Source organism: Mycolicibacterium komossense (assembly GCF_025822605.1).
GTDB lineage: Bacteria > Actinomycetota > Actinomycetes > Mycobacteriales > Mycobacteriaceae > Mycobacterium > Mycobacterium komossense.
Window position 1 is genome coordinate 83,426 of sequence record NZ_JACKTY010000033.1, and the last position, 25,167, is coordinate 108,592.

The window sequence follows — 25,167 nt, forward strand, 5'->3', positions numbered from 1 at the left end:
TACCCGGCGGCCGGCCCCTACGGGTCAGATCGCCGAAATGCGTGCTGCGTCAGTTGGGCGTACCGGCGCACGTGGTGGTCGGTGCTGCCGAACTCATACTGCAGGGCGGTGAGGCGTTTGAAGTAATGCCCGATGGCGAGCTCCTCGGTCATCCCCATCCCACCGTGCAGTTGCACTGCGTTCTGGCCGATGAAGCGCGCCGCCCGCCCGACGGTGGCCTTGGCCGCGGAAACGGCGCGGGCCCTGACCTCGGGTTCGCTGCCGAGGTTCAGCACCGCGAGATAGGTAGCGGCGACCGCCTGCTCGACTTCCATGTACATGTCGACCATCCGGTGCTGCAGCACCTGGAAACTGCCGATGGACTGGCCGAACTGGTGGCGCTGCTTGCAGTATTCGACGGTGTCGGACAACACTTTTCGCATACATCCGACGGCTTCGGCGGCCACCGCCGCCGCACCTTCGTCGCGGGCCCGAGCCAACGACTGCCAGGCCCGGCCCTCTTCGCCGAGCAGAGCGCTTGTGGGCAGGCGAAGTCCGTCGAATATCAGATCCGCTGCGCGGCGGTCATCGACGGTCCGGTAGCCGTGCACTTCGACCCCTGGTGGGGGAGCAGAAGCGTCGAATTCGGTGAGGAACAGCGAGATGCCATCGGTATCAGCTTGTGCACCAGAGGTTCTGGCGGTGATCAACAGATGCGTCGCGATCGGCGCCGAGACCGCCAGGATCTTGGTGCCGTCCAGCACCCAGCCGTCACCGTCGCGCCTGGCGGTGGTGGAGACGTCGACAAGGTGGTCACCGGAGGTCGGTTCGGTGACGGCCAGCGCGACCACCGCCCTACCTTCGACAATCTGCTCGAGTACCGCAGGGGCCGAGCCTGCGCGTTGCAGCAGGCCGCCCGCCACGACGACGGTGTCGACATAGGGCTCCACCACCAGGGCGTACCCCAACGCCTCGGCGATCACCATCACCTCGACCGGTCCGCCGCCGAGGCCGCCGGCGTCCTCCGGGAGGGTGGCGCCGAGGATGCCCAGTTCGTCGGCGAAGGCCCGCCAGATATCGGGTTGCCAGCCGGCACCGGTCTTGGCGGCTACCCGGCTCTTTTCCAGGTCATAGCGGGTGCTGACGAACTTCGCCAGACCGTCGCGCAGCAGTTCCTGTTCCTTGCTCAGTGTGAAGTCCATTTACAGCCCCAATGCGGCTTTGGCGAGAATGTTTCGCTGAATCTCGTTGCTGCCGGCGTAGATTGAGCCAGCCCGGTCGTTGAAGTACTTCAGCGGGGCGACCGCCTGCCACGGCTCGCCACTGACGTAACCGTCTGGTGGCGGATCGTATTCGGTCACCGGGCCGCCCGGACGCGTGGCGTGCGGTTGGTAGACCCGGCCGCGAGGGCCGGCCGCCTCCATCGCCAGCTCGGTCAGTCGCTGGCTCAGCTCGGTGGACAACACCTTCAACATCGACGACGTCGGGCCGGGGTTCTTGCCGCCGGCCAGGGCGGCCAGGGTGCGGAACTCCAGGATCTCCAGCACCTCGGTGCGGATCCTGGCGTCGGCCAGCTTGTAGGCGAACGCCGGATCGTCGATCAACCGGCCACCGCCTGGACCCGGCTGGTCGGCGGCGGTGGCGGCGAGCTCGTCGGCCATCACCTGCAGGAAGGGGGCGGTGGCGCCGCCACCGCGCTCGAACTCCAGCAGATATTTCGCGACGGTCCAACCGTCGTCGACCTGGCCGAGCACATTGCCTCTGGGCACCCGCACGGAATCGAAGAACACCTGGTTCTGGACCTCTTCACCGGAGGTCATCACCAGCGGATGGACCTCGATACCCGGGGTGGCCATATCGATGAGGATGAAGGTGATGCCCTGCTGTTTGCGCTCCTGGCGCGACGTGCGGACCAACGCGAACATCCAGTTCGCCTCGGTGGCGTGGGTGGTCCAGATCTTGCTGCCGGTGCAGAGGAAGTCCCCGCCCCCTTCGTCCACGACGGCGGCCATCTGCAGTGACGCCAGGTCCGAGCCGGATTCCGGTTCGGAGTAGCCCTGGCAGAAGAACACCTCGCCGGTCAGGATGCGCGGCAGGAAGAAATCCTGCTGTTCGGCGGTGCCGAACTTGATGATGGCGTGCGCCACCATCTTGATGCCCATCGGCGACAGGGCGGGCGCGCCGGCGAGCGTCGACTCCCGGCTGAAGATGTAGTGCTGGTTGAGGCTCCAGTCGCAACCGCCGTGCTCGACCGGCCACGCCGGAGCGGCCCAACCACGTTCGTGCAGGATCGCCTGCCAGGCCATACTGGCCTCATGATCGGCATACACGCTGGTCATCAACCGTCCGGCCTGACGAAGCTCAGGGGTCAGGCGCTCGTCGAGAAACTGCCGCACCTCGTCGCGGAAGGCGAGGTCCTCGGGTGACCAGTCCAAATCCATGGTGCTGACCGTACAACTGGTTGGTGGGCGGCAACAAGATTTGATCAAATCCGCCTCGTCCGGTGTGTCGACGATGCCGAAGTGGTCAGGGTGGCAAGCAATCTCGAGGGGCAGCCGACGGCAGCCCTGCCCGTAGACGAATCCGACTGTGGGCAGGCGCGGGTGCTGCTGCCGATCCTGGAACCCAAGGCCGGGTCTGGCCCACCTCGGTCCCGATCGGCTGTGGCGCCGGAGCGACGGCCAACTCACCCGCGGCTGATCTGCGGACCCGTCAGTTGGGGTTACCCCAGCATTTGGTCAGTCCTTCGGTGGCGTCGATGCTGGGCACATCGCGCTGAGGGTCGTTGGTGACCAAGGTGACGCCGGTGGTGATGAGGTCGAGGCCGTGGTTGGGGATCGGTGTGGTGCCGTCCTTGACATAGGCCACGATCGCATCGAGACCTTTGGCGGCCATCTCGTCCGGATACTGCAGGGCGGTAGCCCCGATGGCCCCGGACTGCACCAACTTGATTCCCGGGTCGCAGCCGCCGTCGACCGACACCATGACGGCCTTGTTGTTGGCCGCCTGCAGCACCTGCGCGGCACCGCTGGCTGCCGGTTCGTTGATCGTGTAAACGAGGTTGATGTCGGGATTGCGCTGCAGGCAGTCGGTCATCCCGCTCCGGCCACCGTCCTCGGCGCCCAAGGTCGGGACGCTGCAGGCGATGGTGTACGGGCCGGCGCTGTAATTGCCGGACTTTGCCTCGTCGCCGAGCTTCATCGGGTCGGCCACTGGGATGCCCATCCCCGTCAAGAAGCCCTGGTTGCGGCCGACATCTGATGACACATCGCGGTTTTCGAACAGGTTGAGCAGTGCGATCACCGCAGGTTGCCCGTTGAGTTTCTTGGCCGACCATTTGCCGATCAGCCGACCGGCCTCGAAGTTGTCGGTGGCGAAGGTGATGTCCACGACGTCACCGGGATCGGGTTTGGTATCGAGTGCGACGACGAAGATTCCCGCGTCGCGGGCCGTCCTGATTGCATCGTTGACCCCGGGGCCGTTGGGAGTGATCAGGATGCCTTTGTCGCCCCTGGCGACGGCCTCGTTGATCGCCGTGACCTGGCTGTCGACGTCGCCGTCCTCTTTGCCCGCGCTGAGCGTGACGGTGATCCCTTGCGCTTTCGCTGCTTTCTCCGCGCCCTTCTCGATCGCCACGAAGAAGGGATTCGTCTCCGTCTTGACGATCACCGCGACGCTGATCGGCCCGTCGCTCTTGGGTTTTCCGTTGCTGCAACCAATGGTGAGCCCTACCACCAGTAGACCAATTGTCGCTGCAACGATCAGCCGTCGCCCGATCATCGAGGACCCTTCCCGACAAGACTGCCATTTGCCATCGGCACCCAGGGTAGAGGATGAGTTCGAAGTGCATCGCTCATCAATGAAAATTGAGATCACTTCCAGAGCGGTGCCGATCGAGGCGATGCCGGTGCCATTACGGCCGGCACCAGCTGAAACATGGTGAGCGAGCAGGCATCACCGCTGCGTCGTGCTCCGGAACCGTTTGCGGTACGTCGCTGGAGTGACGCCGAGCTCGCGGAGAAACAGTCGCCGCAATGTCTCGGCGGAGCCGACGCCGGTGCGCGCAGCCACCAGATCCAGTGGATCGTTGCCCGCCACCAACAGCGCGCACGCTGCTTCCAATCGGGTTCGGTCGACGAAATATGTTGGCGAATGGCCGGTTTCGGCGAGAAACAGCCGCGACAGATGCCGGGTGCTCACTCCCGCGGCGGCGGCAAGGGAAGTCTGCGAATGATTGGCCTGCGGGTCCGCGGTGACGAGATCCATCACGATGCGCACCACCGAATTCGACGTCGGCAGGGCATCCAAACGCGCGCTGAACTGTGACTGGTCGCCCGGACGCGCCATGAAGACCACCAGGTCCCTGGCCACCTCCCTGGCGATGGCCGCCCCGTAGTCCTGCTCGATCAGGAACAGGGTCAGATCGATCCCTGCGGTCACGCCGGCGGAGGTGACGTATTTTCCGTCACTGACGAAGAGCGCGCCGGCGTCAACCCGGACCGCCGGGAACCGGGCCGTCAGGTGTTTGACCAATTTCCAGTGCGTCGCGGCGCGACGCCCGTCGAGTAATCCGGTGGCGGCCAGTGGAAATGCCCCTGCGCAGATTGACACCGTGCGGGCGCTGCGCTCGGACAGCGCCCGCACGGTATCGATCAGCTGCACATCGGAGATCACCGCCTGCCAGTCCGGGGCGCCGGGCACCAGCAGGGTGTCGACGGGATCGCCGATGGCTGCGGCCGCAATGTCCATCCCCAGCCTGGTGCCCGAGCTGGTCACGACGTCGGTGCCGTCGATCGAGGCGGTGGTGATGCGGTAACGCGCGTCGAAGGTGTTGGCCGAGGCGAAGGCGTCGACCGGTCCCGTCACGTCGAGCACCTGGATTCCGTCGAAGGCCAGCACGACGACGTGATGCGGCGTGTGCGGACGAGCGGGCATGTCCGCAGCGTACGCCGAGAGGATGTCTGAATCCGAGGGTTATGTGTCCGAACGGACCGCGGTGGTGAGGTCGCTGACGGCCGATAGTCGATGACATGACCGAAACCATCGCGGGAATCCGCATCCCTGACAGCACATTGGCCAATGAGGCAACCGAACTCATCCGCGACACCACGACGCCGCTGATCTTCCATCACTCGCGGCGGGTGTTCCTGTTCGGCAGCTTGCAGTCACAGCGACTGGGTATCGAGCCCGATCCCGAGCTGCTCTACGTTGCCGCCCTGTTCCACGACACCGGTCTGGTGCCGCCGGTGCGCGGCACCACGCAACGGTTCGAACTCGACGGTGCCGACGCGGCGCGGGCGTTCCTGGCCGCCAGGGGATTCTCCGCCGCCGAAACCGATACGGTGTGGACGGCTATCGCCCTGCACACCACACCTGAAGTGCCCTATCGAATGTCACCGGTGATCGCCGCCACCACAGCCGGGGTGGAGACCGATGTGCTGGGTCTGCGCTTGACTGAGCTCGACAGGGCGGCGATCGACGCCGTCACCGCCGTGCATCCGCGACCGGATTTCAAGAATGCGATCCTGCAGGCGTTCGCCGACGGGTTCGCAGAACGGCCGGAAACCACGTTCGGCACTGTAAACGCCGATGTACTGGAGCATTTCGTGCCCGGCTTCCGGCGGACCGATTTCGTCGACGTCATCAAGAACTCCGCCTGGCCGGAATGACGTCGACGGGTGCGGTGTGCTGTACTCCGCTGCCGCTCAGCGTTTGACCAGCAGCGCGGCGTCGATCGCGCCGGCGCTCAGAATCCTGCTGAGGATCAAGGTGGCGCTGCCGATCACGCCGGAGCGGTCACCGTAGGTGGCCGGCACGACCTGCAGGACCCGTGTGGAAAGCGCAGTTGCATTGCCGTACAACGTCTCTCGCAGACCGGCTACCAGTATGTCGTAGGCGCGGGACATGTCGCCGTCGATGACGACGACGGCCGGATTGAGCAGGTTCACCGCCCCGGCGATCACCTCGCCGACATGGCGGCCACTTTCACGGATCAACCGACGTGCTTCGGGCTCACCGCGATTGGCCAACTCGACGACATCGCGCACGTGGCCGACCGCGTGGCCTTGTCGTTGCAGGGCCCGGACGAGTGCCCAACCACCTGCGATCGCTTCCAGGCAGCCGGTATCTCCACAGCGGCACGGCACGCCGGCCGCCGCCGGTGTCTTGTTGTGGCCGAACTCGCCGGCCGCGCCGACCGCGCCGCGCTGCAAAACGCCACCGGAGATGATTCCGGCGCCGAGTCCGGTGGAGATCTTCAGCAGCAGCAGATCGTCGACACCGCGTCGCCCGCCGTGCCGTTCAGCCAGCGCGATGACGTTCGCGTCGTTGTCGACCAGGATGGGGGCCGCGGTCAGATCCCGGAAATAGGGATCGAGCCCGACACCGTCCCAGCCGCTCATGACGGGCGAGTCGAGGCTGCAGCCGCGCTGTTGGTCGACGGTGCCGGGCAGGCTCAGCCCGACCCCGTGCACGGATTCCGGTTGGTGCCCAGACTCTTCGAGCAGCGCTTCGAGTCGTTTCACCACGTCGGGCATCAGATCGTCGGGCCCGATCCCGACCTCCTGGTCGAGATCGCCGATGGCCTGGATGTCCCCGGCGAGATTGCACACGGCCAGCCGGGTCCGGCTGCGGCCGATCGCGGCGGACAGCACCACGCCCGCGTCGGCGTTGAAGGTGAGCAGAGTTGGCGGGCGGCCACCGGTGGACAGCCCTTCTTCGCGTTCGACAACCAGGCCGCGGTCCGACAGTGCCGACACCCTGGCGGCGACCGCGGTCCGGGACAACCCGGTGAGCCGGCGTAGCTCGGAACGGGTGGTCGCCACACCGTCGCGAATGAGGTCGAAGACGTCACCGGCCGTCGCGGGCGCCCTATTGGCGGCTGACGCCCTAATGACCGGCATATTCCCATTGAAACAAGGGTTAACAGTGATCGGCAAGGTCTGTAAGGCTTATCACTTTGTCCGCAAAAAGACTTAAGTGGGATGGATAGATGTTAGAAGTCTCGTTACTCTGAAACTCGACGGAGCGCTCTGCAGTGCAGCAGGTGCCGACCGACATCACCGAAAAGCCGAAGAAACGGCCGGTCAACCGTCCCATTCACTGCAGACCGAAAGCAGACTTCCTGTGATCATCACCGCTGCCCGGCCCCTCAAGGCCCCACGGGGACCCGTATCCCTCGTGGCCCCGCAGCCGTCCGTGCTGAAACTGGCCGTCCTGGCGCTCGCCCTCGGCGGATTCGGGATCGGGACCAACGAGTTCGTCGCAATGGGCCTGCTCCCTGAGATCGCGAGCAATCTGAACATCTCCGAGCCCGCCGCCGGTCATGTCATCTCGGCCTACGCTCTCGGCGTCGTCATCGGCGCACCGCTGATCGCTGCGCTCACCGCCAAGTTGCCGCGCAAGGCAGTCCTGTTGGCGCTGATGGCGGTCTTCACCCTCGGCAACGTCGCGACGGTGTGCGCCCCCAGCTACGAATCGCTGATCGCGGCCCGGTTCGTCGCGGGTCTGCCGCATGGCGCTTTCTTCGGTATCGCCGCCCTGGTCGCCGCCCGCATGCTCGGCCCGGGCAAGCGGGCCAAGGCCGTTGCGCAGGTGATGACCGGTCTGACCGTGGCCACCGTGATCGGCGTCCCGATCGCCTCCTGGCTGGGGCAGGCCCTGGGCTGGCGCAGCGCGTTCGGCCTCGTCGTCGTCATCGGTCTCATCACATTGACCGCTCTCGCCCTGTGGCTGCCCAATATGTCGGCTTCCCACTCGAGTAGCCCGCTGACCGAACTCGGTGCGCTCAAGCGTCCGCAGGTCTGGCTGGCATTGGCGGTCGGCATGGTCGGCTTCGGTGGCATGTTCGCCGTCTACACCTATGTGGCCACGACCTTGACCGATGTCTCCGGGCTGTCGCGGGCACTGGTGCCCTTGGCGCTGATGGTGTTCGGTGCGGGCATGGTGGTCGGCAATATCGTCGGCGGCCGAATGGCCGATCGCTCGGTTGTTCGCAGCCTCTACCTCAGCATCGGCGCGCTTGGTGTGATGCTCGCAGTCTTCGTGGTGGCATCGCACAATCCGGTGACCGCCCTGCTGTTGCTGTTCGGAGTCGGCGCCGCCGGCGCGGCCATCGGGCCCGCTCTGCAGACCCGGTTGATGGATGTTGCCGCCGATGCTCAGACTCTGGCCGCCGCACTTAACCACTCCGCACTCAACATCGCCAACGCGTCCGGAGCATGGGTGGGCGGACTGGTGATCGCCGCGGGATTCGGATACACCGCACCTGCCGCGGCCGGTGCCGCACTCGCCGTCGTCGGACTCGTCGTCCTGACGATATCGGTGCTGCTTCAACGTCTCTCCGCCACCATGGAAGGAGCATCCGCATGATCCATACCGAAGCACGAAGAGATGCAACACGATTGGAGTTCTACCTGCCCGGAGGCCGGCACTTCACGCTGATTAGGCGTGGCAGCTGGCTCGGCCTCGCAAGGGAAGTTCCCAAAGGAGTCCACTCTGATGACCAGCACTGAGAACGTTATCTACCGCTACCAACCCGAGGCCGACCCCGCCATCCACTACCAGGGCATCCCCAGCGGCTGCACCGGTAGCGGTGCGGACCTGGGTGCCGCGCGGGCCGCTTACCGCGGTGCACTGACCGAACAGTTCGGCCTCGATCGGCGCGACCTGCCGCCCGTCCTCGAACACCTCGAAGCCGTGGTCGAGGGCATGTGGGTGCGTACCAGGGTTGGGGCGGTGCACCGCGACCACACCGGCGAGCTGATGTTCCTGCAGGCGCTGCTGGCGCCGGGCCAGGTCCAGCAGGACCTGCGGGCCCAGCTCGAGCAGGCCGCGGGGCGCGGTCTGGATCCTGTGCTGGTGATCGTCGAGTCCTCGTACACCGTCGGGTTCGTCCTGGATCAGATGACCCCGCGCGATACCGTCGTCGTCGCGTATCCCGATGCTGACGTCACAATTGGTTGGGCCGTCATCTATGGCCCCGAAGCCGAAGGGCGACAGGATATTCCGCGCGCCCCGCGCGGCACGCAGCTGCGGGACATGACCGTCGAGGAGCTGGCACACCGGTTCGGTGCGGTCAGTGGTCGGCCGGCTGTCCGGGTCGACGCCGAAGTGCTGTCGCTAGCGAGCTAGGAGAGCGACCAGTCGGTGCAGCACCGACTGGTCGCGGCCCAGTACCAGACTTAGCGGGAGTTCTGCTGCGGACGATCTGAGCGCCTGCGCTCGGGGCGAACGGAGTTGCCGCCGCGCGGTACGCCGGAGCTGTGCGTCGCACCCGCACCGTAGGTGGTGCCAGTACGTGCCGACGAACCGGCACCGCGGGCCGGAGTTCCGCTGCTGCGTGCTGCGCCGCCACGGGCGCCACCGCCGCGAGCCCCGCGGCTGGAGCCGCCGCCGGAAGAGGGGCGACGGTTATGCTGCGGCTGCTGTGGTGGGGCGGCCTTCACCGCCGGCGGTGCCTGGTACGGCGCGAGCTCGCCGACAAGAGCCTGTACGGGTGCGGAGTCGGCGACGACTTCCTGCGGCTTGACGTTGATGCCGGCCTTGCGCAACAGGGCGTTGGTGTCCCTGCGCTGTTCGGGCAGCACCACGGTCACCACATCGCCCGAGCTACCGGCACGAGCGGTGCGGCCGGAGCGGTGCAGGTAAGCCTTGTGTTCCATCGGCGGATCGACGTGGACGACCAGCTCGACATCGTCGACATGCACACCGCGGGCGGCGATATCGGTGGCCACCAGGACCCGGGCCTCACCGCTGGTGAAGGCGGCCAGGTTGCGATCCCGGGCGGGCTGCGACAGGTTGCCGTGCAGATCCACCGAGGGCACACCGGAATCGGTGAGCTGCTTGGCCAGTTTGCGAGCCTGATGTTTTGTGCGCATGAACAGGATTCGGCGACCGGTACCTGAGGCGAGGTGCTGCACCAGCTTGCGCTTGGCTTCGACACCCGAGACGTGGAAGACGTGATGGGTCATCGCGGCGACGGGCGAGTTCTCTTCGTCGACGGAATGTGAAACCTGGTTCTGCAGAAAGCGATTGACCAGCTTGTCGACACCGTTGTCCAGCGTCGCGGAGAACAGCATCCGCTGGCCGCCGCTCGGAGTGGCCGCCAGGATGCGCGTGACGCCGGGCAGGAAGCCTAGGTCGGCCATGTGGTCGGCCTCGTCGATCACGGTGATCTGGACGGCGTCGAGTGTGATCAGGCGCTGACGCATGAGGTCCTCGAGGCGGCCGGGGCAGGCCACTACGATGTCGACCCCGCCCCGCAGCGCCGCGACCTGACGCGACTGCGAGACACCACCGAAGATCGTCGTGATCTTCAAGTTGTAGGCGGCCGCAAGCGGTTCCAGCGTTGCGGTGATCTGGGTGGCCAGTTCACGGGTGGGAGCCAACACGAGGCCGGACGGCTTGTTCGCCTGTCTGCGGCCATCGGCGAGACGGCTCACCAGCGGAAGCGAGAAGGCCAGCGTCTTGCCGCTACCGGTCTTACCGCGGCCGAGGACGTCACGGCCGGACAGAGTGTCGGGCAGGGTTTCGATCTGGATGGGGAAGGGCTGGGTGATGCCACGCTCGGAGAGGGCCCGCACCAGCGGTTCCCGTACGCCGAGATCGGCAAAAGTTTTGTCTGATGTGTGTTGCACGGTCACGATGTCGGTGCCTTTCAGGCATCGGGTGCGCCATGGCAGCGACGAACTCGTCGAGGACAGGCACAAAGTGGCGAGATTGCCGGTGGGCAATATCGATCGCCGCGAGAAGAGCTGTGCCCAATTAAGGATTAACCCGGTTAGGGGTTAAGAAGCGTTCCACGACGTACCTGTGTTTCGTCACGAGACTCAGGCGTTGGCATTACTTTACCGCACCCGCGCGGAACCGCTTAACAACAGCGCGCGGAGGGGTTCGATTCCGACGCGGCGTGCCGCATCCGCCAGTAATCCCGTTCAGTGCATACCGGCTCGCCGGGATGGCTGCGACGACGGTGCTCGACGTACCGGTCGTAGTGGTTGTCGCCCATCAATGAGCCCCAGTACCAACGGATTTGGCGGCCGATTTCGGTAACGCGTCCCATTGTCTCTGCACCTCCCGCTCGGCTGCGGTCGGGATCATGCCCGACGGGGCGAACAACCGCGACGGTACCGCCTCGTCTTCGGAGAGAGGCCGGCCGCGGCCGCCGATCGCGTTGAGTGCGACCATGATTCCAGCACCGACCACGATCAGCACCAACACCGCGAACGCGATCGACAACGTGCCCTGGATAAAGGTGTTGCGAATCACAGCATTGATCTGGTCGACGTTCTTCGCCGAGCCGAAAGTGGCCTTACCCGCTTCTTTGGCGGCCACATACTGGAAATGCTGAGTCCAGTAGCCGACTTTGGGATCGCCGGAGAAGATCTTCTGCCACGAGGCTGTCAGGGTGACCGCCAGGTCCCACACCAGCGGGATGCCGGGAATCCAGGCCCATTTGAGCAGGCCGCTCTTGATCACGACCACGGTCACCACTGTCAGTGCGATCGCGGCGAGCAACTGGTTGGCGATTCCGAACAGTGGAAACAGTGTGTTGATCCCGCCCAGAGGGTCGGTTACCCCCATCAGCAGGATGCTGCCCCAGCCTGCGACCACCATGACGCTGCAGGCCCAGGCGCCCACCCGCCAGCTCGGGTTGCGCAGCCGCCGCAGCGGGCCGCCCAGGTTGGCCAGCCCGTCCGAGAGCATGAAGCGGGCCACCCGGGTCCCGGCGTCGACGGTGGTCAGGATGAACAGCGCCTCGAACATGATCGCGAAGTGGTACCAGAAGGCTTTGAGCCCTTCGCCGCCGAAGACGCGGTGCAGTACCTCCGACATCCCGAACGCCAGCGTGGGTGCCCCGCCGGTGCGCGAGACGATCGACTTCTCGCCGACGCTGTCGGCGGCCGCGGTGATCTGATCCGCCGTGATCGGCGCACCACTGAGCTTGAGTCCATTGACGTAATCGGCGGCGGTCTGCGCGGTGGATCCGGTCTGGGCGGCGGGGGCATTGATGGCGAAGTACAGATGCTGGTTGAGGATCGACGCGGTGATCAGCGCCATGAGGGCCACGAACGACTCGGTCAGCATGCCGCCGTAGCCGATCAGCCGCATCTGGCCTTCCTTCTCCAGCAGCTTGGGGGTGGTGCCGGAGGAGATCAGCGCGTGGAAGCCCGAGAGTGCACCGCAGGCGATCGTGATGAACAGGAACGGGAACAGTGAGCCGGCGAATACCGGACCCGTACCGCTGGTGGCGAACTGGGAGACCGCCGGAGCTTGCATCACCGGTCGGGCGATCAGGATCCCGATGGCCAGCAGCACGATCGTCCCGACCTTCATGAAGGTGGAGAGGTAGTCACGCGGCGCCAGTAGCAACCACACCGGCAACACCGATGCCGCGAATCCGTAGATGATGATGCACCATGACAACGCCACCGGAGAGAGGCTGAACCAGTCTGCGCCCCAAGAAGTCTGGGCTACCCAGTTACCGGATACCACCGCGAGCAACAGCAGCGCGACACCGATCAGCGAGACTTCCGACACCCGGCCGGGCCGCAGGAACCGCAGGTAGACGCCCATGAACAGGGCGATCGGGATGGTCATGGAGATGGAGAACAGTCCCCACGGGCTCTGGGCGAGGGCCTGGACGATCACGAGCGCGAGGACCGCCAGCAGGATCGTCATGATGACGAGCACCCCGATGATCGCCGCCGCACCGCCGATCACGCCCAGCTCGTCGCGTGCCATCTGGCCGAGCGAGCGCCCCCGCCGGCGCACCGAGATCGCCAGCACCAGATAGTCCTGGACACAGCCCGCGACCAGTGCGCCGACGATGATCCAGATGGTTCCGGGCAGAAAGCCCATTTGCGTGGCCAGTACCGGCCCGACCAGCGGACCGGCGCCGGCGATGGCGGCGAAGTGGTGACCGAAGAGCACCCGTCGGTCGGTGGGCATGTAATCGGTGCCGTTTTCGAAGATCTCGGCAGGGGTGGCCTGTTCATCGCGCGGCCGGACGATCTTCATCTCGATCAGCCGCGCGTAGAACCGGTACCCGATGACATAGGTGCAGACGGCCGCGATCACGAACCACACCGCGTTGACCGTCTCGCCACGGAAGAAGGCGATGACGGCCCACGCGACGGCGCCGAGTACGGCGATCACGGTGAAGATGATCTTGTGCCTCAGCGTGATCGGCGAGCGGTCGATCACGGCGACGGCCGGGAGATCCTTATCGGTCCGGATGTAGGTGATGTCCCCATCGGTGTTCTCGATACGATCTGGTGCGGCGGTCGGTGAAGCCACGATGCCCCCTCGTTTAAGCCGGTTCGATCATCTGCGCTCCGATCTTGTCATGCCTCATCGAGCGGTCGCGGCCGAATCGGTGGGGTGCTCACTCCATGAGGCCGAAATCGCCTTGGCGCAATGGAGTCTGGCCGCCTACCAGGACGCCCAAGGGGCTACTGCCGATGATGGCCGCGCTACCTGAATCGTGGTACCCGTCATTCGCAGGCGGGCGGTGACCCCTGACGCGAGACTGTCGACGCGATGGCCTGGAGCGTCTCGCAGCCGCCCTTGCCGGTGGTCATCTCCATACCCATCAACAGCAGGCCAGAGAGATTGACGAGGCCGGTGATCAACCCCGCAGTTCCATCGGGTTCGGCGAGGTAGGCGTCGATTCGTTCATGTAAGAACTCACCGTTGTGATCGCCGTCGCTCCAGGCGGTCATCACATCGATGGCCCACCGAGTCTTTTCGTCGTCGGCCATGGCAGGCCTTCCATCCGGTAATGACGCTAGAAGATCAGGCCCTGGGTCTTACTGGTGGCGGCGGCGAACCGGTCTTGCACGTCGGCCCAGTTCACGACGTTCCAAAAAGCTTTCACGTAGTCGGCCTTGACGTTCTTGTACTGCAAGTAGAACGCGTGCTCCCACATGTCGACCTGGAGTAGCGGGATGATGCCGAGCGGCACGTTGGCCTGCTGGTCGTAGAGCTGGAAGGTGAGCAGGCGCTGACCTAGTGTGTCGTAGCCCAGGACTGCCCAGCCCGAGCCCTGCAGCCCGTTGGCGGCGGCGGTGAACTGAGCCTGGAACTTGTCGAACGACCCGAATTGGTCGTCGATGGCGGCGGCCAGCCCACCTATCGGCTTGTCGCCGCCGTTGGGGGAGAGGTTCTTCCACCAGATCGAGTGATTGACATGACCGCCGAGGTGGAACGCCAGATTCTTCTCGTTGAGGAAGATCGCTCCGTGATCGCCCGTGGCGCGGGCCTCCTCAAGCTTGGCGATCGCGTCGTTGACGCCCTTCACATAGGCCGCGTGATGCTTGCTGTGGTGAATCTCGTTGATCTGACCGGAAATATGCGGTTCGAGGGCGGCGTAATCGTAGTCCAGGTCCGGCAGGGTGTATTCAGCCATGAGAGTCCTCTCTGGTGTTCAGTTGTCGGTTGCCCGTCGCCTCGGCGCGCCTGAAGCGGCGCGTGGTCGGCTTCGTGCAGTCGCTCCCGTCGCAGGATATGGTCCCGGTGGCTCATCTGTCTACCTGTTCATGTGTTGCTGTGTTAGTTTGGAATAACGGGCGGCCGCGCGCGACGTCGATGCAGCACATCACTGAGCGACTTGTCTTCAGGGCAGGAGCTGGCGCGACGGCCGACCCGTCCAATAATCGTAGGAATCTCTGTAGCGCAACGATTTCGATGCTTGAAGCAGAGCCCGTCAGGTCCCGCAGGGTCGGCCCGACCGACAATTCCCGGCTTTCTCGGCTGCTGACGTTGGCTGGGGGGCTTTTGTGCGGGACGATGGACGGTATGCAGTGCGATGTGGCGCGGGAAGCGTTGTCTGCGCGGATCGACGGCGAACGCGAGCCGGTGCCGGCCGCGCGGGTCGATGAGCATCTGCAGACCTGTCGGGACTGCTGTGCCTGGTACATCCTGGCTGACGAGCAGGCCAAGAGTGTGACGTTACGGCCGGCGCAGGCGCGTCCGGACTTGTCGGCGGCGATCTTGCTGGCCGCGGGAATCGCGCCCGTCGGGCGTTACCGCCGATGGGCGCGCCGGACCCGTCGCTACGGTGCCCGGGGTGCGTTGATCGCGGTCGGGGTGGTGCAGCTGATAATCGCGCTCGCCCAGATCGATGGCGCCGATTTCGGGATGCTCACCTCCGCGGCGCACCACGGCGGTGCGATGAATGGCGAGCACCTGATGAACGAGACCACCGCGTGGTCTTTCGCGTTGGGGTTGGCGATGATCATCGCCGGTGCGTGGCCCGTCGCGGCGGCGGGAATCGCCTGCGTGGTAGGCATTTTCGCGGTGGTGTTGGGCTGGTATGTGGTCGCCGATTCACTGGCCGGACAGGTCACCGAGATCCGCGTGCTCAGTCATCTTCCGGTGATCGGCGGCGCGGTCTTGGCGGCACTGGTGTACCGCCAGTTCGGCCACGGCAGGCCAACCCCGCCCGCAGCATCGGCCGGCGACACCGCCGACGATATCGTCCTGCCCGGCAACGCACGCCGCGGCCGCCGCCGCGGACACCTACGATCGAGCACCGACTCAGCGGCCTAGCCCCAAAGCCGCAATCAGCTCAGCGCATCACCAGCTCAGTGCATCGCCCCGGCCGGAATGTCGTCGCCGCCTTCGGCGATGCCCGCTTCTTCACCATCCGCCTCGGCGGGGACAGCATCGTCGCCGGCATCGGTCGCTGTCGTCGTGTCAGTCCCGTCGGCCTGGGATACCCGCCACGCGGTGAGAGCGGCCTCGATGGCCGCCACGACGAGCAGCGAGACACCGAAGATGGGATAGAGCACCCCGAGCGTGACCGCGGTGGCGCCGATGGCGATGACAGCGCCTCTTGGCGTGGCGGCACGGGTGGTCTCGTTGGTGTTGCGGGGCAGCCCGGTGCCGCCCTTGGGACGGCGCTTCCACCACATCAGGAACCCGGTGAGCACGCTGATCAGCACGCCCAGGCATGCGACGGTGGCCGAGATACGGGTGAGCCAGCCGAGTTGGTTGCCCATGTGCATGGCGATGCCGAAGCTGGTCAGCCGCGACAGCGCCCCGTCCTGGGCCGCGGTCGCGTTGGCAATGGTCGCTCCGGTGAACTGATTGAGGTAAAGGGTGCGCTGTTCCGAGACCTTCTGGGGCCAGTGGTTGACCACGGTGTAACTGCCATAGACCGTGTCCCCGTCGGTGGTCGTGTCCGACGGCGGGATGATCGAGTAACCAGGCACCATGTGCTCGTCCTTGGCGATCCGGTCGATCTCGGCGAATCCGAGTGGGGCCGGGCCGGGAGCCGTCCCGGGATCCGACGCGAGCACCGGGTCGTCGGTGGCAGCCCAGGCGATCCGCCGACCGAGCCGGTCGTAATCGCCCATCTTGGCCGGCGTCGAGGGGGCATCGATCTCGGTCGACGGAGTCACCGTCGAGGCGAAGGCTCGCCAGTTCTCGCCCCAGTAGCGCGACCAGGTGAGCCCGGAGAGGATGTAGCAGATCAGGATCACCGCGATCACCACCCCGGTCAGCGCATGCAGGTCGCGCCACCGAACTCGACCGCCGCTACGCCACCGGATCCGCAGCAGTGGCTTGGTGCTCTGGATCGCTCGCGGCCACCACAGGAAGACGCCGCTGGCCAGCAACACCAGAATCCATCCCGCGGTCAGTTCCATCCAGAGATTGCCCACGCCGACCGGGATGGTGGCGGCTGGATAGGCCGACGGTGCGATCAGATGTCCCAGTGACGGCAGCTGAACCTTGGGCCCGTCGTTGCCGAACATCCGGTGGATTTGATTGGCCCAGCCCACCAGCCCGGACAGCTGACTGCGTTGACCGAGATACTGGCCGGTGTACGGATCGACGAACACCTGAGTCAGATTGGCCTCGCCGTTCGGATACTCCGGAGCGGTCGGGCGGAGAAAGTCGATCTGGGTCGACCGGCCTGGGTCTTGCGGCGGTGTAACGGCGTCGAGGGCGTAGTCGGCAGCTACGTGCTGCTGGGCGACCCTGACCTGCTCGTCGAGGGGAATCGTCTCGGGGCCCTGTGAGACCACGAGCAGATCTCGGTTGAGCAGGGTGTCCAACGGCTGGCTGTAGAGGATCACCAAACCGGTGCAGGCCAGCACTACCAGGACAGGTGCGGCGAACAACCCCACCCAGAAGTGCAATCGCCAGATCCGGCGCAGGAGGGCGGCCTGGCCATTGGGCTTCGTATGTACAGCGGTTGCCACTGGATTCTCCATGGATTGCGCGGACCGGCGCTATCACCGAGCCCTGAACAGACTTGTCAGGTTGTTGGTCGTCGCCGGGGCGGTCTTAGTTCCCACGGCACCGGCAGTCGGCGGCGCCTTAGAGCATCACGCCGAACATGATCGCCATGCCCGCAGCCATGAACGACTGACAGAGGGTTCCGGCGTGTGCAAGCAATCCGCAATCCGCTGTGGAGTCCTTTCGCCGTTGGACGACGTATCGGTAAAGCCACCACACAGCCGCTATGGCGAATCCGACGGTGACCATCCAGTTGACTGCGGTGATCCACTGAGGCTCAGCCGGGTGCCCCGACGTAGTGGCGGATGGCATCGCCATACCTGGCATTCCGGGCATCGACGCAGAGGGCACGTCGCCACCGGGTGAACCGTCAGTGCCACCGGGTAACAGCGCGCCGTCCATCACCGCATACATCCATGCCATCGCACCCATCATCACGGCGTGGTACTCGTTGCCGAGCCGTTCGACAGGGCCTGGTGAACCCAGCGCCGCCATTCCGCCGAACCAGAGCGTCGCCAGTAGGAAAAACGCCATCGGCGGCCGGTTCGGCAGTTCCATTCCGATCGGCCAGGCCATCACGATCATCGCGGCTGCCATCACCAGGTGTAGTGCATGACCGACGGCGTGGGTCCACTTCCGGTGACCAGCGGCAAGTGCGTAAAGACACTCGGCGAAGCTCAGCGCGAACAGGATGGTGACAACCCATCGAAGCGTGAGATCGGCGATCACGTTCCGGCCCCACCGGCTTCACCATGTGTCGGTTGCGGGGGAGTTGGCAAGTGCGTCTGTTTCAATCTCCGGCCTTCAGTTCTCGGGGGAGCCGCGGATGCGAGCTTGTCAGTGGTCGCTACCGACCACCGGAAAGTTCCCGTCGAGATCATTCAGTGCTGAGCTCCGCAAGCCAATACGACACGACGTCGTACACTTGCCCACGAGGCCGTGACGCACGTTGTCGTGGTCACGGAAGGTCGGTTCGGACATGACAGACACCGCCGCGGTCGTTGCCCCGCCCGCCGCGCCGAGTAAGGCCATCACCGCAGCGTTGCTCGCTGCCGGCGGCGCAGTGCTGGCGGCGCTGACGGTCTACGTCGTGGTATCCGGTGACAGCAAGTACCTCGAAACCGGGGACTCCCCTGCGGGGTTGACGACCAGCGCACTCATGCAGGCCGGAACCTTTCTGGGGACGCTCTGTGGCGGGTTGTGTCTGGGCGCCATCGTCTACATCCTGGTGGGCGCCCGTCCTGATTCCCGGGGCCTCATCGACGCCGGAGTGTTCCGGGTGCACGTGCTCGCCGAACGAGCGGCAGCGGCCTGGGCAGTGTGTGCGATGGCGATGGTGGTCGTCTCAGCGGCTGACGATGCTGGTGTGTCAGTCATCCGGCTCATTACGAGTAGCGCCATTCCCGACGCGGTTGCCGCCGATCAGCGAGCGGCCGCCTGGATCGTGACGGCATTCTGCGGGCTCCTGGTGGCGCTGTTCCTGCGCTGGTCTCTCCTGTGGATCACCCATGCGGTCCTGGTACTTCCGGCGGCAACGGCGGTGATGGCGGTGCCCGTCACGGGTAACGCGGCGACCGGCCCGAACCATGACTACGCCACCGGCGCCGTCATCATGTTCGCCATCGCCGCGGCAGTCCTGCTCGGCACCAAGGTGGCGGCGTCCCTGTCCCAGGGGGATCGGCGGCTGCGGATCGTGATGGTCATCGCCGGCGGCGTTGCCCTCGGATACGGCATGCCGCTGCTGGGTTTGCTTGTGCCGGCCCGCTACGTGCTCACCACCGCCTATGGCCGCTGGGGCGTGATCGCGGCAGTGCTGCTGTTCGCCGTCTTCATCTCCGACGCCGTCGCACTGCACCGACAGCGTCGCAACGGTCGGGCGTATCAGCGGGTGGATCTGGCAGGAGCGCTCGCCATGATCGCGGTGGTGGGGGCGACCTCGGCAATGGCGGTCCGCACAGCTCCAGCACTGCTGGCGCATCGGTTCACGTCGTGGGACGTCTACCTCGGCTACGAACTTCCCGACCCGCCAAACTTTGTCACCCTGCTGTCGATGTGGCGGTGGGACATCGTGATCGGCGCCGCCGCGGTGTTCGCGGCAGCCGCCTACCTCATCGCCGTCATCGGGCTACGCAGGCGCGGCGACGCCTGGCCGCCGGGACGTACCGTTGCCTGGCTGATTGGCTGTGCAGCGTTGCTGTTCGTCAGCAGCTCGGGGGTCAAGGCCTACGGATCGGCGATGTTCAGCGTGCACATGGGCGAGCACATGGCGTTGAACATGTTCATCCCGGTGGTATTGGTGCTCGGCGCCCCGGCAACCCTGGCGCTGCGCATACTGCCTGCCGCACCCGCAGGTTCGCGGCCGGGGCCACGAGAATGGCTCCTGACCGTTCTGCAGTCCAAGTTCACCGGCTTCTTCGCGCACCCAGCAACCGCTTTTGTGATCTTCGTGGGCTCGCTGTACCTGGTGTATTTCACCCCGCTGTTCGGCACTCTGGCCCGATACCACTGGGGGCACGAGTTGATGAGTGCCCATTTCCTGATCACCGGTTACCTGTTCTATTGGGGCATCATCGGGATTGATCCGGGCCCGCGCCGGCTGCCGTTTTTGGCGCGGCTGGGCCTGTTGTTCGCGGTCATGCCATTTCATGCCTTCTTCGGCATCGCCACCATGAGCATGACTTCGATCATCGGCAAAACCTTCTACGGGCATCTGGGTCTGCCCTGGCTCGAGAGTCTCACGCGCGACCAATGGCTCGGCGGCGCAATTGCCTGGGGTGCGGGCGAAGTGCCCGTGCTTATCGTCGTGGTTGCGTTGATCACCCAGTGGGCGCGCCAAGATCGGCGCGACAGCGCGCGGGTCGACCGCCAGTCCGACACTTATCACAACGACGACGACCTCGAGGCGTACAACGCCATGCTGCGCGAGCTGTCGCGCACCCGTCGCTAACCTTTCGGCTAGCTGTGAACTCCCTGCGGGCTGTGGTCTAATCTGCGCATGCATATCGAACCGGGGCTCGTAGAGGGGCCGAAGATCATCCTCAGCTACGTGACGGCCACCGGTGCGGGTGCCTACGCAATGAGCTTGGCCTGGAAGCTCATTCGCGATCGCGGGCCTGTTGCGCTGCTGGGACGCACCGTCGCAACCACTGCGTTGGTTTTCGTCTTCTTTCAGGTCTTTCCGCACTACCCGGTGGGAATCTCCGAGGTGCACCTGATTCTCGGATCGACCCTGTTCCTGATCTTCGGCGCCGCCCCCGCAGCCTTCGGCCTGGCATTCGGACTGCTCATTCAAGGCTTGTTCTTCGCTCCATTTGATCTACCCCAGTACGGCATGAATGTGACGACCTTGCTCGTCCCGCTGTTCGCACTGCAGTTCGCCGCGCACAAGGTGATTGCGCCGAACACGCCGTACGTGGAACTCAAATACCGCCAGGCGCTGGCGCTTTCGACCACCTATCAAGCGGGAATCGTGTCCTGGGTGGCGTTCTGGGCACTCTACGGCCAGGGTTTTGCTCTCGCCAATGTCTTGGCGATCAGCACCTTCGGTGGAGCCTATCTACTCGTGATCCTGGTCGAGCCACTAGCCGATCTCGGAGTGCTGGCTTGCGCGAAGGGATTGCGCCGCGTGCAGAACAATCCGATGCTGGAGCGACGGCTCTTCAGCCCGGCGTAGATATCGCGGGTCTATAGCCCCGGCGCGCATAGACTTCGAGTCATGGAAAACGACAGCACTGATAACGATTGCGGCAATCCGAACTGTACGTGTGGACCGCGGTGCAACTGCGGAACCACGTGCCAGTGCGGATCGACCACCAAAACGTAAATCTGACCGGGTGGTCGGTGCAGTGTCCAGACAACACCGCGCCGGCGCACAACCCGTCTCTTGCGGAAACGTCTCCTCTGACGGCGAGCGTGCGCGGTGCTAGGCGAGTGCGCGGCGCAGCGCAGCGGCTTCGTCGACTCCGACCCGGCCGACGAAATGCACCAGTGCGGCATCCCGGCCGCACCGGTCGGCTACCTGATCCAATGCGTCGACCATCAACCGGGCGACCAGCTCGTCACGGCCATGTGTTGGTGCGTATCTGAAGGCGCGATCGGCACGGATCTGGACAACCAGGCTTTTTCCGGCAAGCCGGTGGAGGACTGTCATGACGGTGGTGTAGGCAAGCGCCCGCTCAACGCACAGTGCTTGATGAACCTGCCGTACGGTCTGTGGCTCGTCGGTGTCCCACAGGTGGTCCATCACCGCACGCTCGAGATCCCCCAGACGTTTCAGCCTCGCCATCTCTGCCTCCCTCGCCGACTCCACTGCACGGGCTTATGGCTACAGAGTCGTGCGGAAGCAGGGTCTGGTTCCCTGGCTGCTGATTTTCGTGATGGTTCGGCCGAGATGCCGGATGCGATCACCATCACAGACGATGGGTGATCCAGCGGATGAGCAGCATTGCGACCGCGATGAGCTGTCGCAGCGGGCCAGGCGGGCGGCCTGCGTCGAGATCCTCGCTCTCAACGCTGCTGAGCTCCGCGCCGTAACCGACTTTCCGCACAGCGTCGCAGAGTTCGGCGACACTGATATCGCGGCCGGCATCGATGGTGGCAACCTTGGTCGCGAACTTGACCGACGCGCGGACTCCTTCGATCTTGTTGAGTCTGTTCTCGACACGTGCTGCGCACATCCCGCAGGACATGCCGCTCACCTCAAGGTGGATTCGTCGGATTCCTGGCGCCTCGTCCACGGGCGTAGTCATTTCGGTCAACGCCATTCCTCACTGCCGCGGCGGCTTCTGCCACCCTGTGCAGTAGAGGTCGTGTGGGGTCCGGCAAGGGTTCCCAGCCGAGGCGGAATACCGTCAACCGGTGGGCATCAGGCGTCCCCGGCCCGGTTGGGGCCGGACGTTCGCCGGGCGCTATCGCCTCACCTGACGGGGGATCGACCGAACGTGGTCGATCGTGAAACCCCACGGCAATTCGAGGCGATGCCGCGCAAGGAGGTCGGTATCGGCCAGCACGTCGAGAACGTCGCCGTCGGCGACCACCGCACCGGCATCCATCACCACGGCGCGGTCGCACAGCTGTGCGGCATACGGCAGGTCGTGGGTGACCACCAAAAGTGTTGCTGTCAAAGTCATTAGCGTCTCGGCGAGCTCTCGCCGCGCTACCGGGTCCAGATTGGCGGACGGCTCGTCGAGTACCAGGATCTCGGGGTCGCAGGCCAGTACGGTGGCCAGGGCTGCGCGACGCCGCTGCCCTCCCGAGAGGTGAGCAGGGCTGCGATCGGCCAGATCGGTCAGCGACACCACTTCGAGTGCGTCGCGCACCCGGATGGCGAGTTCTTCGCCGCGCAGGCCGAAGTTCGCCGGGCCGAACGCGACGTCCTGTGCGACTGTGGGCATGAACAGCTGGTCGTCGGGGTCTTGGAACACCAGCCCGACGCGTCGGCGGACATCCCGGAGGTTCTTGCGCACGACGGGTATGTCGCTGATCTCGACCGATCCCGATGTGGCTGTCAGGACCCCGTTGAGGTGCAGCATCAGCGTCGTTTTGCCGGCGCCGTTGGGACCGAGCAGCGCGACGCGCTCGCCTGCCGCGATGGTGAGGTCGACACCACTGATCGCCACCTGCCCGTCGGGGTACGCGTGGTGCAGGCCGTGTACTCGAATAGTGCCCGCGCTCAACGGCTTACCCATGCAGCGGCAGACACCGTGACCGCGGCAGCGGCCGGCAGCATCACCAGACACCACTGTGTCGTACCTGCTCTGGCTCCGGCGCCGACGGACGCCAAATCCGGTATCCGGCCGTCGAATCCCCGCGACAGCATCGCCAGATACACCCGCTCGCCTCGCTCGTAGGATCTCAGGAACAGCGCACCCACGCCCTTGGCGATGGCCCCGGCCTGGTTCAGAGCACGAGGGGAGTCGCCGCGCGACATCCGTGCCATCCGCATCCGGGTGGCCTCAGCCGACAGCAGGTCGACGTACCGGATCATCAGTACCAGCATCGAGGTGATCAATGCGGGCACCCCGAGCCGGCTCAGTCCGGCCGGAAGTTCACGCACGGACGTGGTGGCCGCAAGGGTCAGTGACCCCGCGACTCCCAGCGTGCCCTTGATGACGATTCCCCATGCCGCATACAGGCCGGTCACCGAAAGATGCAGTCCCGCAAACTCAATTCGGTCACCGCCCTCGGAGAACGGCAGCAGTACAGCGAGAATGAGGAACGGCGCTTCGATCAGCATCCTGGGCAGGATCCATTGCAGTGGAATCCGCGCGATGCTCCAGACGCCAAGAATTATCGCCGCGTAGATCGCAAAGGGCCAGAACATCTCCCGAGGGGTGGCGACCACGGCGAGGACGAACACCAGCAGGCAGGCGATCTTGACCTCGACGGGCGCCCGATGAACGGCCGAGTCACCATCACGATAGAGCGGGTGAGCGTGGCCCGCTCCCACTACTGGCCTGTCGTCGTGGTGGGCTTTACCTTGGCGGGCTTGTTGGTGCGCGCGATCAGCCAGAAGGCCCCTCCCGCTACCGCAACCGTGACCAGGACGCCGATGATCCCGGCGATGCCGCTGGTGGCCTTGTTCCCCTCTACCGCGTAGTCGGCCAACGGGGATGCGGACATCGCGTGTTCCTTGGCGTTCTGGGCGATGCAGCTACCCGTCAACTCTTCGGCACCGTCGACCTCGACGACCTCGCAACCTTTGAGGGTCGCGGAGTCCAGGCCGTCCGGACTTGAGCTGGCGAAATAGGACACGATGCCGGCGATGATCACGGTGGCTGCCGCAAACGCGACCCAAAACGCCCAGCGGCGATGCGGTGCGGTGGTCATACCGAAACCGCTTCCTGGCGCGCAGCGCGGCTACGTCGCAGTAGATACACCAGGTCCGGTCGCGATCGGGCCACGGCCATCACGGTCAAAGCGGTGATGACGCCTTCGCCGACACCGATCAGCACATGAGTGCCCAACATGTAGGTCGCCACTGTCCCCAACGACGCCGAGGCTGCACCGCCGATGGCATATTCAAGAACGAAACCCATTGATGCGCAGACGGTTCCGATTACCGCGGCGAGGAACGCGATGATCCCCAACGCGGGCACCGAGATGTTCTTGGTGCGGCGGCGAGCGATCGAATACATCAGTAGCGCTGAGGTGTAGCCGGCGGCGACCCCGATCAGCGCCATGTTGGTGATGTTGGTTCCGAGAGCTGTCACACCTCCGTCGGCAAACAGGAGGGACTGCACCACCAGCACGATGGAAATGCAGAGCGCGCCGGTGTACGGGCCGACCAGAATCGCGGCGAGGGCACCTCCGAGAAGGTGCCCGCTCACACCGGGCAGGATGGGGAAGTTCACCATCTGTACCGCGAAGATGAAGGCAGCCACCAGACCCGCCAGGGGGACGGTGCGCTCGTCGAGTTCGGTGCGCGCCCGCCACGCACAGACGCCGATCACGAGCACGGCGATAACCCCGAAGATCACCGAGGTCGGAGCGTCGACGATGCCATCGCTCATGTGCATTGCCGTATAGACCGTACTCATCCGGAAAGCTTAGGACCCGCTGTAAACTCTGTCTAGCTGTTCAGATGAACACCAGGATCGCGGTGCTCGGCGCCGATCCAGTGCAGCAGGTCGTGCAGCGTGTGATCTTCTAATCGGTAGCCCACCGCACGCCCGACGCGGGTGGAACTCACGGTGCCCTGTCGGCGCAGCACCCGGAGTGCCTGCGAAACGACGTTCTCCGAGCGGCCGAGCTCTGCCGCCAGGTCACCGACGAAGATTCCAGGGGTGCGGTGCAGACTGAGCAGGATTTCCATTCGGTTGGGATCCGACAGCAGATCGAAGCGACGAGTCCACCCCGCGATGTCGACATCGGACAGCGCCGACGACACTTTCGTCACCTCGTCCCCGCGTTCCACCACACCGAATCTAGTCCAGTTGACCC

25 protein-coding genes are annotated in these 25,167 nt (G+C 65.1%); 6 read left to right on the forward strand and 19 right to left on the reverse strand.

Features of this window, described 5'->3' with window-relative positions; translation table 11 throughout:
* Window positions 1-17: 17 nt before the first annotated feature.
* The 4 genes from H7J73_RS20975 to H7J73_RS20990 all read right to left on the reverse strand — a co-directional run bounded on the left by H7J73_RS20975 (window position 18) and on the right by H7J73_RS20990 (window position 4,914).
* Complete coding sequence (locus H7J73_RS20975; protein ID WP_264069583.1) at window positions 18-1,181, reverse strand: acyl-CoA dehydrogenase family protein; 1,164 nt, start codon at window positions 1,179-1,181, stop codon at window positions 18-20.
* A complete protein-coding gene (locus tag H7J73_RS20980) occupies window positions 1,182-2,420 on the reverse strand; it encodes an acyl-CoA dehydrogenase family protein (protein WP_264069584.1) in 1,239 nt (412 codons plus the stop codon).
* A gap of 271 nt (window positions 2,421-2,691) precedes the next feature.
* The gene (locus tag H7J73_RS20985; protein WP_264069585.1) at window positions 2,692-3,759 is read right to left on the reverse strand and encodes a substrate-binding domain-containing protein; all 1,068 of its coding nucleotides are present in this window, start codon (window positions 3,757-3,759) and stop codon (window positions 2,692-2,694) included.
* Between the two features lie 174 nt (window positions 3,760-3,933).
* Complete coding sequence (locus H7J73_RS20990; protein WP_264069587.1) at window positions 3,934-4,914, reverse strand: GlxA family transcriptional regulator; 981 nt, start codon at window positions 4,912-4,914, stop codon at window positions 3,934-3,936.
* Window positions 4,915-5,009: 95 nt separating this feature from the next.
* Between H7J73_RS20990 and H7J73_RS20995 the strand changes: the two genes are divergently transcribed.
* Window positions 5,010-5,648 (forward strand): HD domain-containing protein, encoded by a 639-nt coding sequence (locus tag H7J73_RS20995; protein ID WP_264069588.1) that lies wholly within the window; start codon window positions 5,010-5,012, stop codon window positions 5,646-5,648.
* Window positions 5,649-5,684: 36 nt separating this feature from the next.
* Here the strand turns inward: H7J73_RS20995 and H7J73_RS21000 are convergent, their stop codons facing one another.
* Window positions 5,685-6,881, reverse strand: a complete 1,197-nt coding sequence (locus H7J73_RS21000; RefSeq protein ID WP_264069589.1) for an ROK family transcriptional regulator — start codon at window positions 6,879-6,881, stop codon at window positions 5,685-5,687.
* Window positions 6,882-7,104: 223 nt separating this feature from the next.
* Between H7J73_RS21000 and H7J73_RS21005 the strand changes: the two genes are divergently transcribed.
* Both H7J73_RS21005 and H7J73_RS21010 read left to right on the forward strand, forming a co-directional pair.
* Window positions 7,105-8,349, forward strand: a complete 1,245-nt coding sequence (locus H7J73_RS21005; RefSeq protein WP_435405547.1) for an MFS transporter — start codon at window positions 7,105-7,107, stop codon at window positions 8,347-8,349.
* 129 nt (window positions 8,350-8,478) lie between these two features.
* Entirely contained in the window at window positions 8,479-9,111 is a 633-nt protein-coding gene (locus H7J73_RS21010; RefSeq protein WP_264069590.1) for a hypothetical protein, read from the forward strand.
* A gap of 50 nt (window positions 9,112-9,161) precedes the next feature.
* On the opposite strand, the gene H7J73_RS21015 is transcribed toward H7J73_RS21010, so the two are convergent.
* From H7J73_RS21015 to H7J73_RS21035, 5 genes are all read right to left on the reverse strand, one after another.
* Window positions 9,162-10,622, reverse strand: a complete 1,461-nt coding sequence (locus H7J73_RS21015) for a DEAD/DEAH box helicase (RefSeq protein WP_264069591.1) — start codon at window positions 10,620-10,622, stop codon at window positions 9,162-9,164.
* Window positions 10,623-10,849: 227 nt separating this feature from the next.
* Window positions 10,850-11,041, reverse strand: coding sequence for a YbdD/YjiX family protein (locus tag H7J73_RS21020; protein WP_264069592.1), 192 nt, complete (start codon window positions 11,039-11,041; stop codon window positions 10,850-10,852).
* The gene (locus H7J73_RS21025; protein WP_264069593.1) at window positions 10,987-13,278 is read right to left on the reverse strand and encodes a carbon starvation CstA family protein; all 2,292 of its coding nucleotides are present in this window, start codon (window positions 13,276-13,278) and stop codon (window positions 10,987-10,989) included. The genes H7J73_RS21020 and H7J73_RS21025 overlap by 55 nt, the downstream gene beginning before the upstream one ends.
* A 197-nt stretch (window positions 13,279-13,475) precedes the next feature.
* Complete coding sequence (locus H7J73_RS21030) at window positions 13,476-13,742, reverse strand: hypothetical protein (protein ID WP_264069594.1); 267 nt, start codon at window positions 13,740-13,742, stop codon at window positions 13,476-13,478.
* A gap of 26 nt (window positions 13,743-13,768) precedes the next feature.
* Window positions 13,769-14,389: a superoxide dismutase gene (locus H7J73_RS21035; protein WP_264069596.1), complete on the reverse strand. Its 621-nt coding sequence runs from the start codon at window positions 14,387-14,389 to the stop codon at window positions 13,769-13,771.
* 389 nt (window positions 14,390-14,778) lie between these two features.
* Here H7J73_RS21035 and H7J73_RS21040 point away from each other — a divergent pair, with 389 nt between their 5' ends.
* Window positions 14,779-15,531: a DUF2275 domain-containing protein gene (locus H7J73_RS21040; protein WP_264069597.1), complete on the forward strand. Its 753-nt coding sequence runs from the start codon at window positions 14,779-14,781 to the stop codon at window positions 15,529-15,531.
* Window positions 15,532-15,566: 35 nt separating this feature from the next.
* Here H7J73_RS21040 and H7J73_RS21045 read toward each other — a convergent pair whose 3' ends face one another.
* Together H7J73_RS21045 and H7J73_RS21050 are read right to left on the reverse strand one after the other, a co-directional pair.
* Window positions 15,567-17,189, reverse strand: coding sequence for a PepSY-associated TM helix domain-containing protein (locus tag H7J73_RS21045; protein ID WP_264069598.1), 1,623 nt, complete (start codon window positions 17,187-17,189; stop codon window positions 15,567-15,569).
* Between the two features lie 118 nt (window positions 17,190-17,307).
* Window positions 17,308-17,955 carry a DUF5134 domain-containing protein gene (locus H7J73_RS21050; RefSeq protein WP_264069599.1) on the reverse strand — a complete coding sequence of 216 codons (648 nt, stop codon included), beginning with the start codon at window positions 17,953-17,955 and terminating at the stop codon, window positions 17,308-17,310.
* Window positions 17,956-18,205: 250 nt separating this feature from the next.
* Here H7J73_RS21050 and H7J73_RS21055 point away from each other — a divergent pair, with 250 nt between their 5' ends.
* Both H7J73_RS21055 and H7J73_RS21060 read left to right on the forward strand, forming a co-directional pair.
* Complete coding sequence (locus H7J73_RS21055) at window positions 18,206-20,173, forward strand: cytochrome c oxidase assembly protein (RefSeq protein ID WP_264069600.1); 1,968 nt, start codon at window positions 18,206-18,208, stop codon at window positions 20,171-20,173.
* 48 nt (window positions 20,174-20,221) lie between these two features.
* On the forward strand, window positions 20,222-20,899 hold the full coding sequence (locus tag H7J73_RS21060) for an energy-coupling factor ABC transporter permease (protein ID WP_264069601.1): 678 nt from the start codon (window positions 20,222-20,224) through the stop codon (window positions 20,897-20,899).
* Window positions 20,900-21,148: 249 nt separating this feature from the next.
* Here H7J73_RS21060 and H7J73_RS21065 read toward each other — a convergent pair whose 3' ends face one another.
* The 7 genes from H7J73_RS21065 to H7J73_RS21095 all read right to left on the reverse strand — a co-directional run bounded on the left by H7J73_RS21065 (window position 21,149) and on the right by H7J73_RS21095 (window position 25,141).
* Window positions 21,149-21,511: a BlaI/MecI/CopY family transcriptional regulator gene (locus H7J73_RS21065; RefSeq protein WP_264069602.1), complete on the reverse strand. Its 363-nt coding sequence runs from the start codon at window positions 21,509-21,511 to the stop codon at window positions 21,149-21,151.
* Window positions 21,512-21,635: 124 nt separating this feature from the next.
* Window positions 21,636-21,974 carry a heavy-metal-associated domain-containing protein gene (locus H7J73_RS21070; protein WP_435405548.1) on the reverse strand — a complete coding sequence of 113 codons (339 nt, stop codon included), beginning with the start codon at window positions 21,972-21,974 and terminating at the stop codon, window positions 21,636-21,638.
* A gap of 159 nt (window positions 21,975-22,133) precedes the next feature.
* Complete coding sequence (locus H7J73_RS21075; RefSeq protein ID WP_264069603.1) at window positions 22,134-22,913, reverse strand: energy-coupling factor ABC transporter ATP-binding protein; 780 nt, start codon at window positions 22,911-22,913, stop codon at window positions 22,134-22,136.
* On the reverse strand, window positions 22,898-23,674 hold the full coding sequence (cbiQ, locus tag H7J73_RS21080) for a cobalt ECF transporter T component CbiQ (RefSeq protein WP_264069604.1): 777 nt from the start codon (window positions 23,672-23,674) through the stop codon (window positions 22,898-22,900). The genes H7J73_RS21075 and cbiQ overlap by 16 nt, the downstream gene beginning before the upstream one ends.
* Window positions 23,674-24,054: a PDGLE domain-containing protein gene (locus tag H7J73_RS21085; RefSeq protein WP_264069605.1), complete on the reverse strand. Its 381-nt coding sequence runs from the start codon at window positions 24,052-24,054 to the stop codon at window positions 23,674-23,676. Before H7J73_RS21085 ends, cbiQ begins: the two co-directional genes overlap by 1 nt.
* A complete protein-coding gene (locus tag H7J73_RS21090) occupies window positions 24,051-24,764 on the reverse strand; it encodes an energy-coupling factor ABC transporter permease (protein WP_264069606.1) in 714 nt (237 codons plus the stop codon). The genes H7J73_RS21085 and H7J73_RS21090 overlap by 4 nt, the downstream gene beginning before the upstream one ends.
* Before the next feature lie 32 nt (window positions 24,765-24,796).
* Window positions 24,797-25,141, reverse strand: coding sequence for an ArsR/SmtB family transcription factor (locus tag H7J73_RS21095; RefSeq protein WP_435405549.1), 345 nt, complete (start codon window positions 25,139-25,141; stop codon window positions 24,797-24,799).
* Window positions 25,142-25,167 lie beyond the last annotated feature (26 nt).

What these genes read in the sequence shown, in the direction of transcription:
- H7J73_RS20980 (WP_264069584.1), bottom strand. Translation starts at nt 2,420, where the DNA reads ATGGATTTGGACTGGTCACCCGAGGACCTCGCCTTCCGCGACGAGGTG.
- H7J73_RS21055 (WP_264069600.1), top strand. Translation starts at nt 18,206, where the DNA reads ATGACAGACACCGCCGCGGTCGTTGCCCCGCCCGCCGCGCCGAGTAAG.
- H7J73_RS21090 (WP_264069606.1), bottom strand. Translation starts at nt 24,764, where the DNA reads ATGAGTACGGTCTATACGGCAATGCACATGAGCGATGGCATCGTCGAC.
- H7J73_RS20990 (WP_264069587.1), bottom strand. Translation starts at nt 4,914, where the DNA reads ATGCCCGCTCGTCCGCACACGCCGCATCACGTCGTCGTGCTGGCCTTC.
- H7J73_RS21020 (WP_264069592.1), bottom strand. Translation starts at nt 11,041, where the DNA reads ATGGGACGCGTTACCGAAATCGGCCGCCAAATCCGTTGGTACTGGGGC.
- H7J73_RS21000 (WP_264069589.1), bottom strand. Translation starts at nt 6,881, where the DNA reads ATGCCGGTCATTAGGGCGTCAGCCGCCAATAGGGCGCCCGCGACGGCC.
- H7J73_RS21085 (WP_264069605.1), bottom strand. Translation starts at nt 24,054, where the DNA reads ATGACCACCGCACCGCATCGCCGCTGGGCGTTTTGGGTCGCGTTTGCG.
- H7J73_RS21030 (WP_264069594.1), bottom strand. Translation starts at nt 13,742, where the DNA reads ATGGCCGACGACGAAAAGACTCGGTGGGCCATCGATGTGATGACCGCC.
- H7J73_RS21065 (WP_264069602.1), bottom strand. Translation starts at nt 21,511, where the DNA reads ATGGCGAGGCTGAAACGTCTGGGGGATCTCGAGCGTGCGGTGATGGAC.
- H7J73_RS20995 (WP_264069588.1), top strand. Translation starts at nt 5,010, where the DNA reads ATGACCGAAACCATCGCGGGAATCCGCATCCCTGACAGCACATTGGCC.
- H7J73_RS21035 (WP_264069596.1), bottom strand. Translation starts at nt 14,389, where the DNA reads ATGGCTGAATACACCCTGCCGGACCTGGACTACGATTACGCCGCCCTC.
- H7J73_RS21060 (WP_264069601.1), top strand. Translation starts at nt 20,222, where the DNA reads ATGCATATCGAACCGGGGCTCGTAGAGGGGCCGAAGATCATCCTCAGC.
- H7J73_RS20975 (WP_264069583.1), bottom strand. Translation starts at nt 1,181, where the DNA reads ATGGACTTCACACTGAGCAAGGAACAGGAACTGCTGCGCGACGGTCTG.
- H7J73_RS21075 (WP_264069603.1), bottom strand. Translation starts at nt 22,913, where the DNA reads ATGGGTAAGCCGTTGAGCGCGGGCACTATTCGAGTACACGGCCTGCAC.
- H7J73_RS20985 (WP_264069585.1), bottom strand. Translation starts at nt 3,759, where the DNA reads ATGATCGGGCGACGGCTGATCGTTGCAGCGACAATTGGTCTACTGGTG.
- H7J73_RS21070 (WP_435405548.1), bottom strand. Translation starts at nt 21,974, where the DNA reads ATGACTACGCCCGTGGACGAGGCGCCAGGAATCCGACGAATCCACCTT.
- H7J73_RS21010 (WP_264069590.1), top strand. Translation starts at nt 8,479, where the DNA reads ATGACCAGCACTGAGAACGTTATCTACCGCTACCAACCCGAGGCCGAC.
- H7J73_RS21040 (WP_264069597.1), top strand. Translation starts at nt 14,779, where the DNA reads ATGCAGTGCGATGTGGCGCGGGAAGCGTTGTCTGCGCGGATCGACGGC.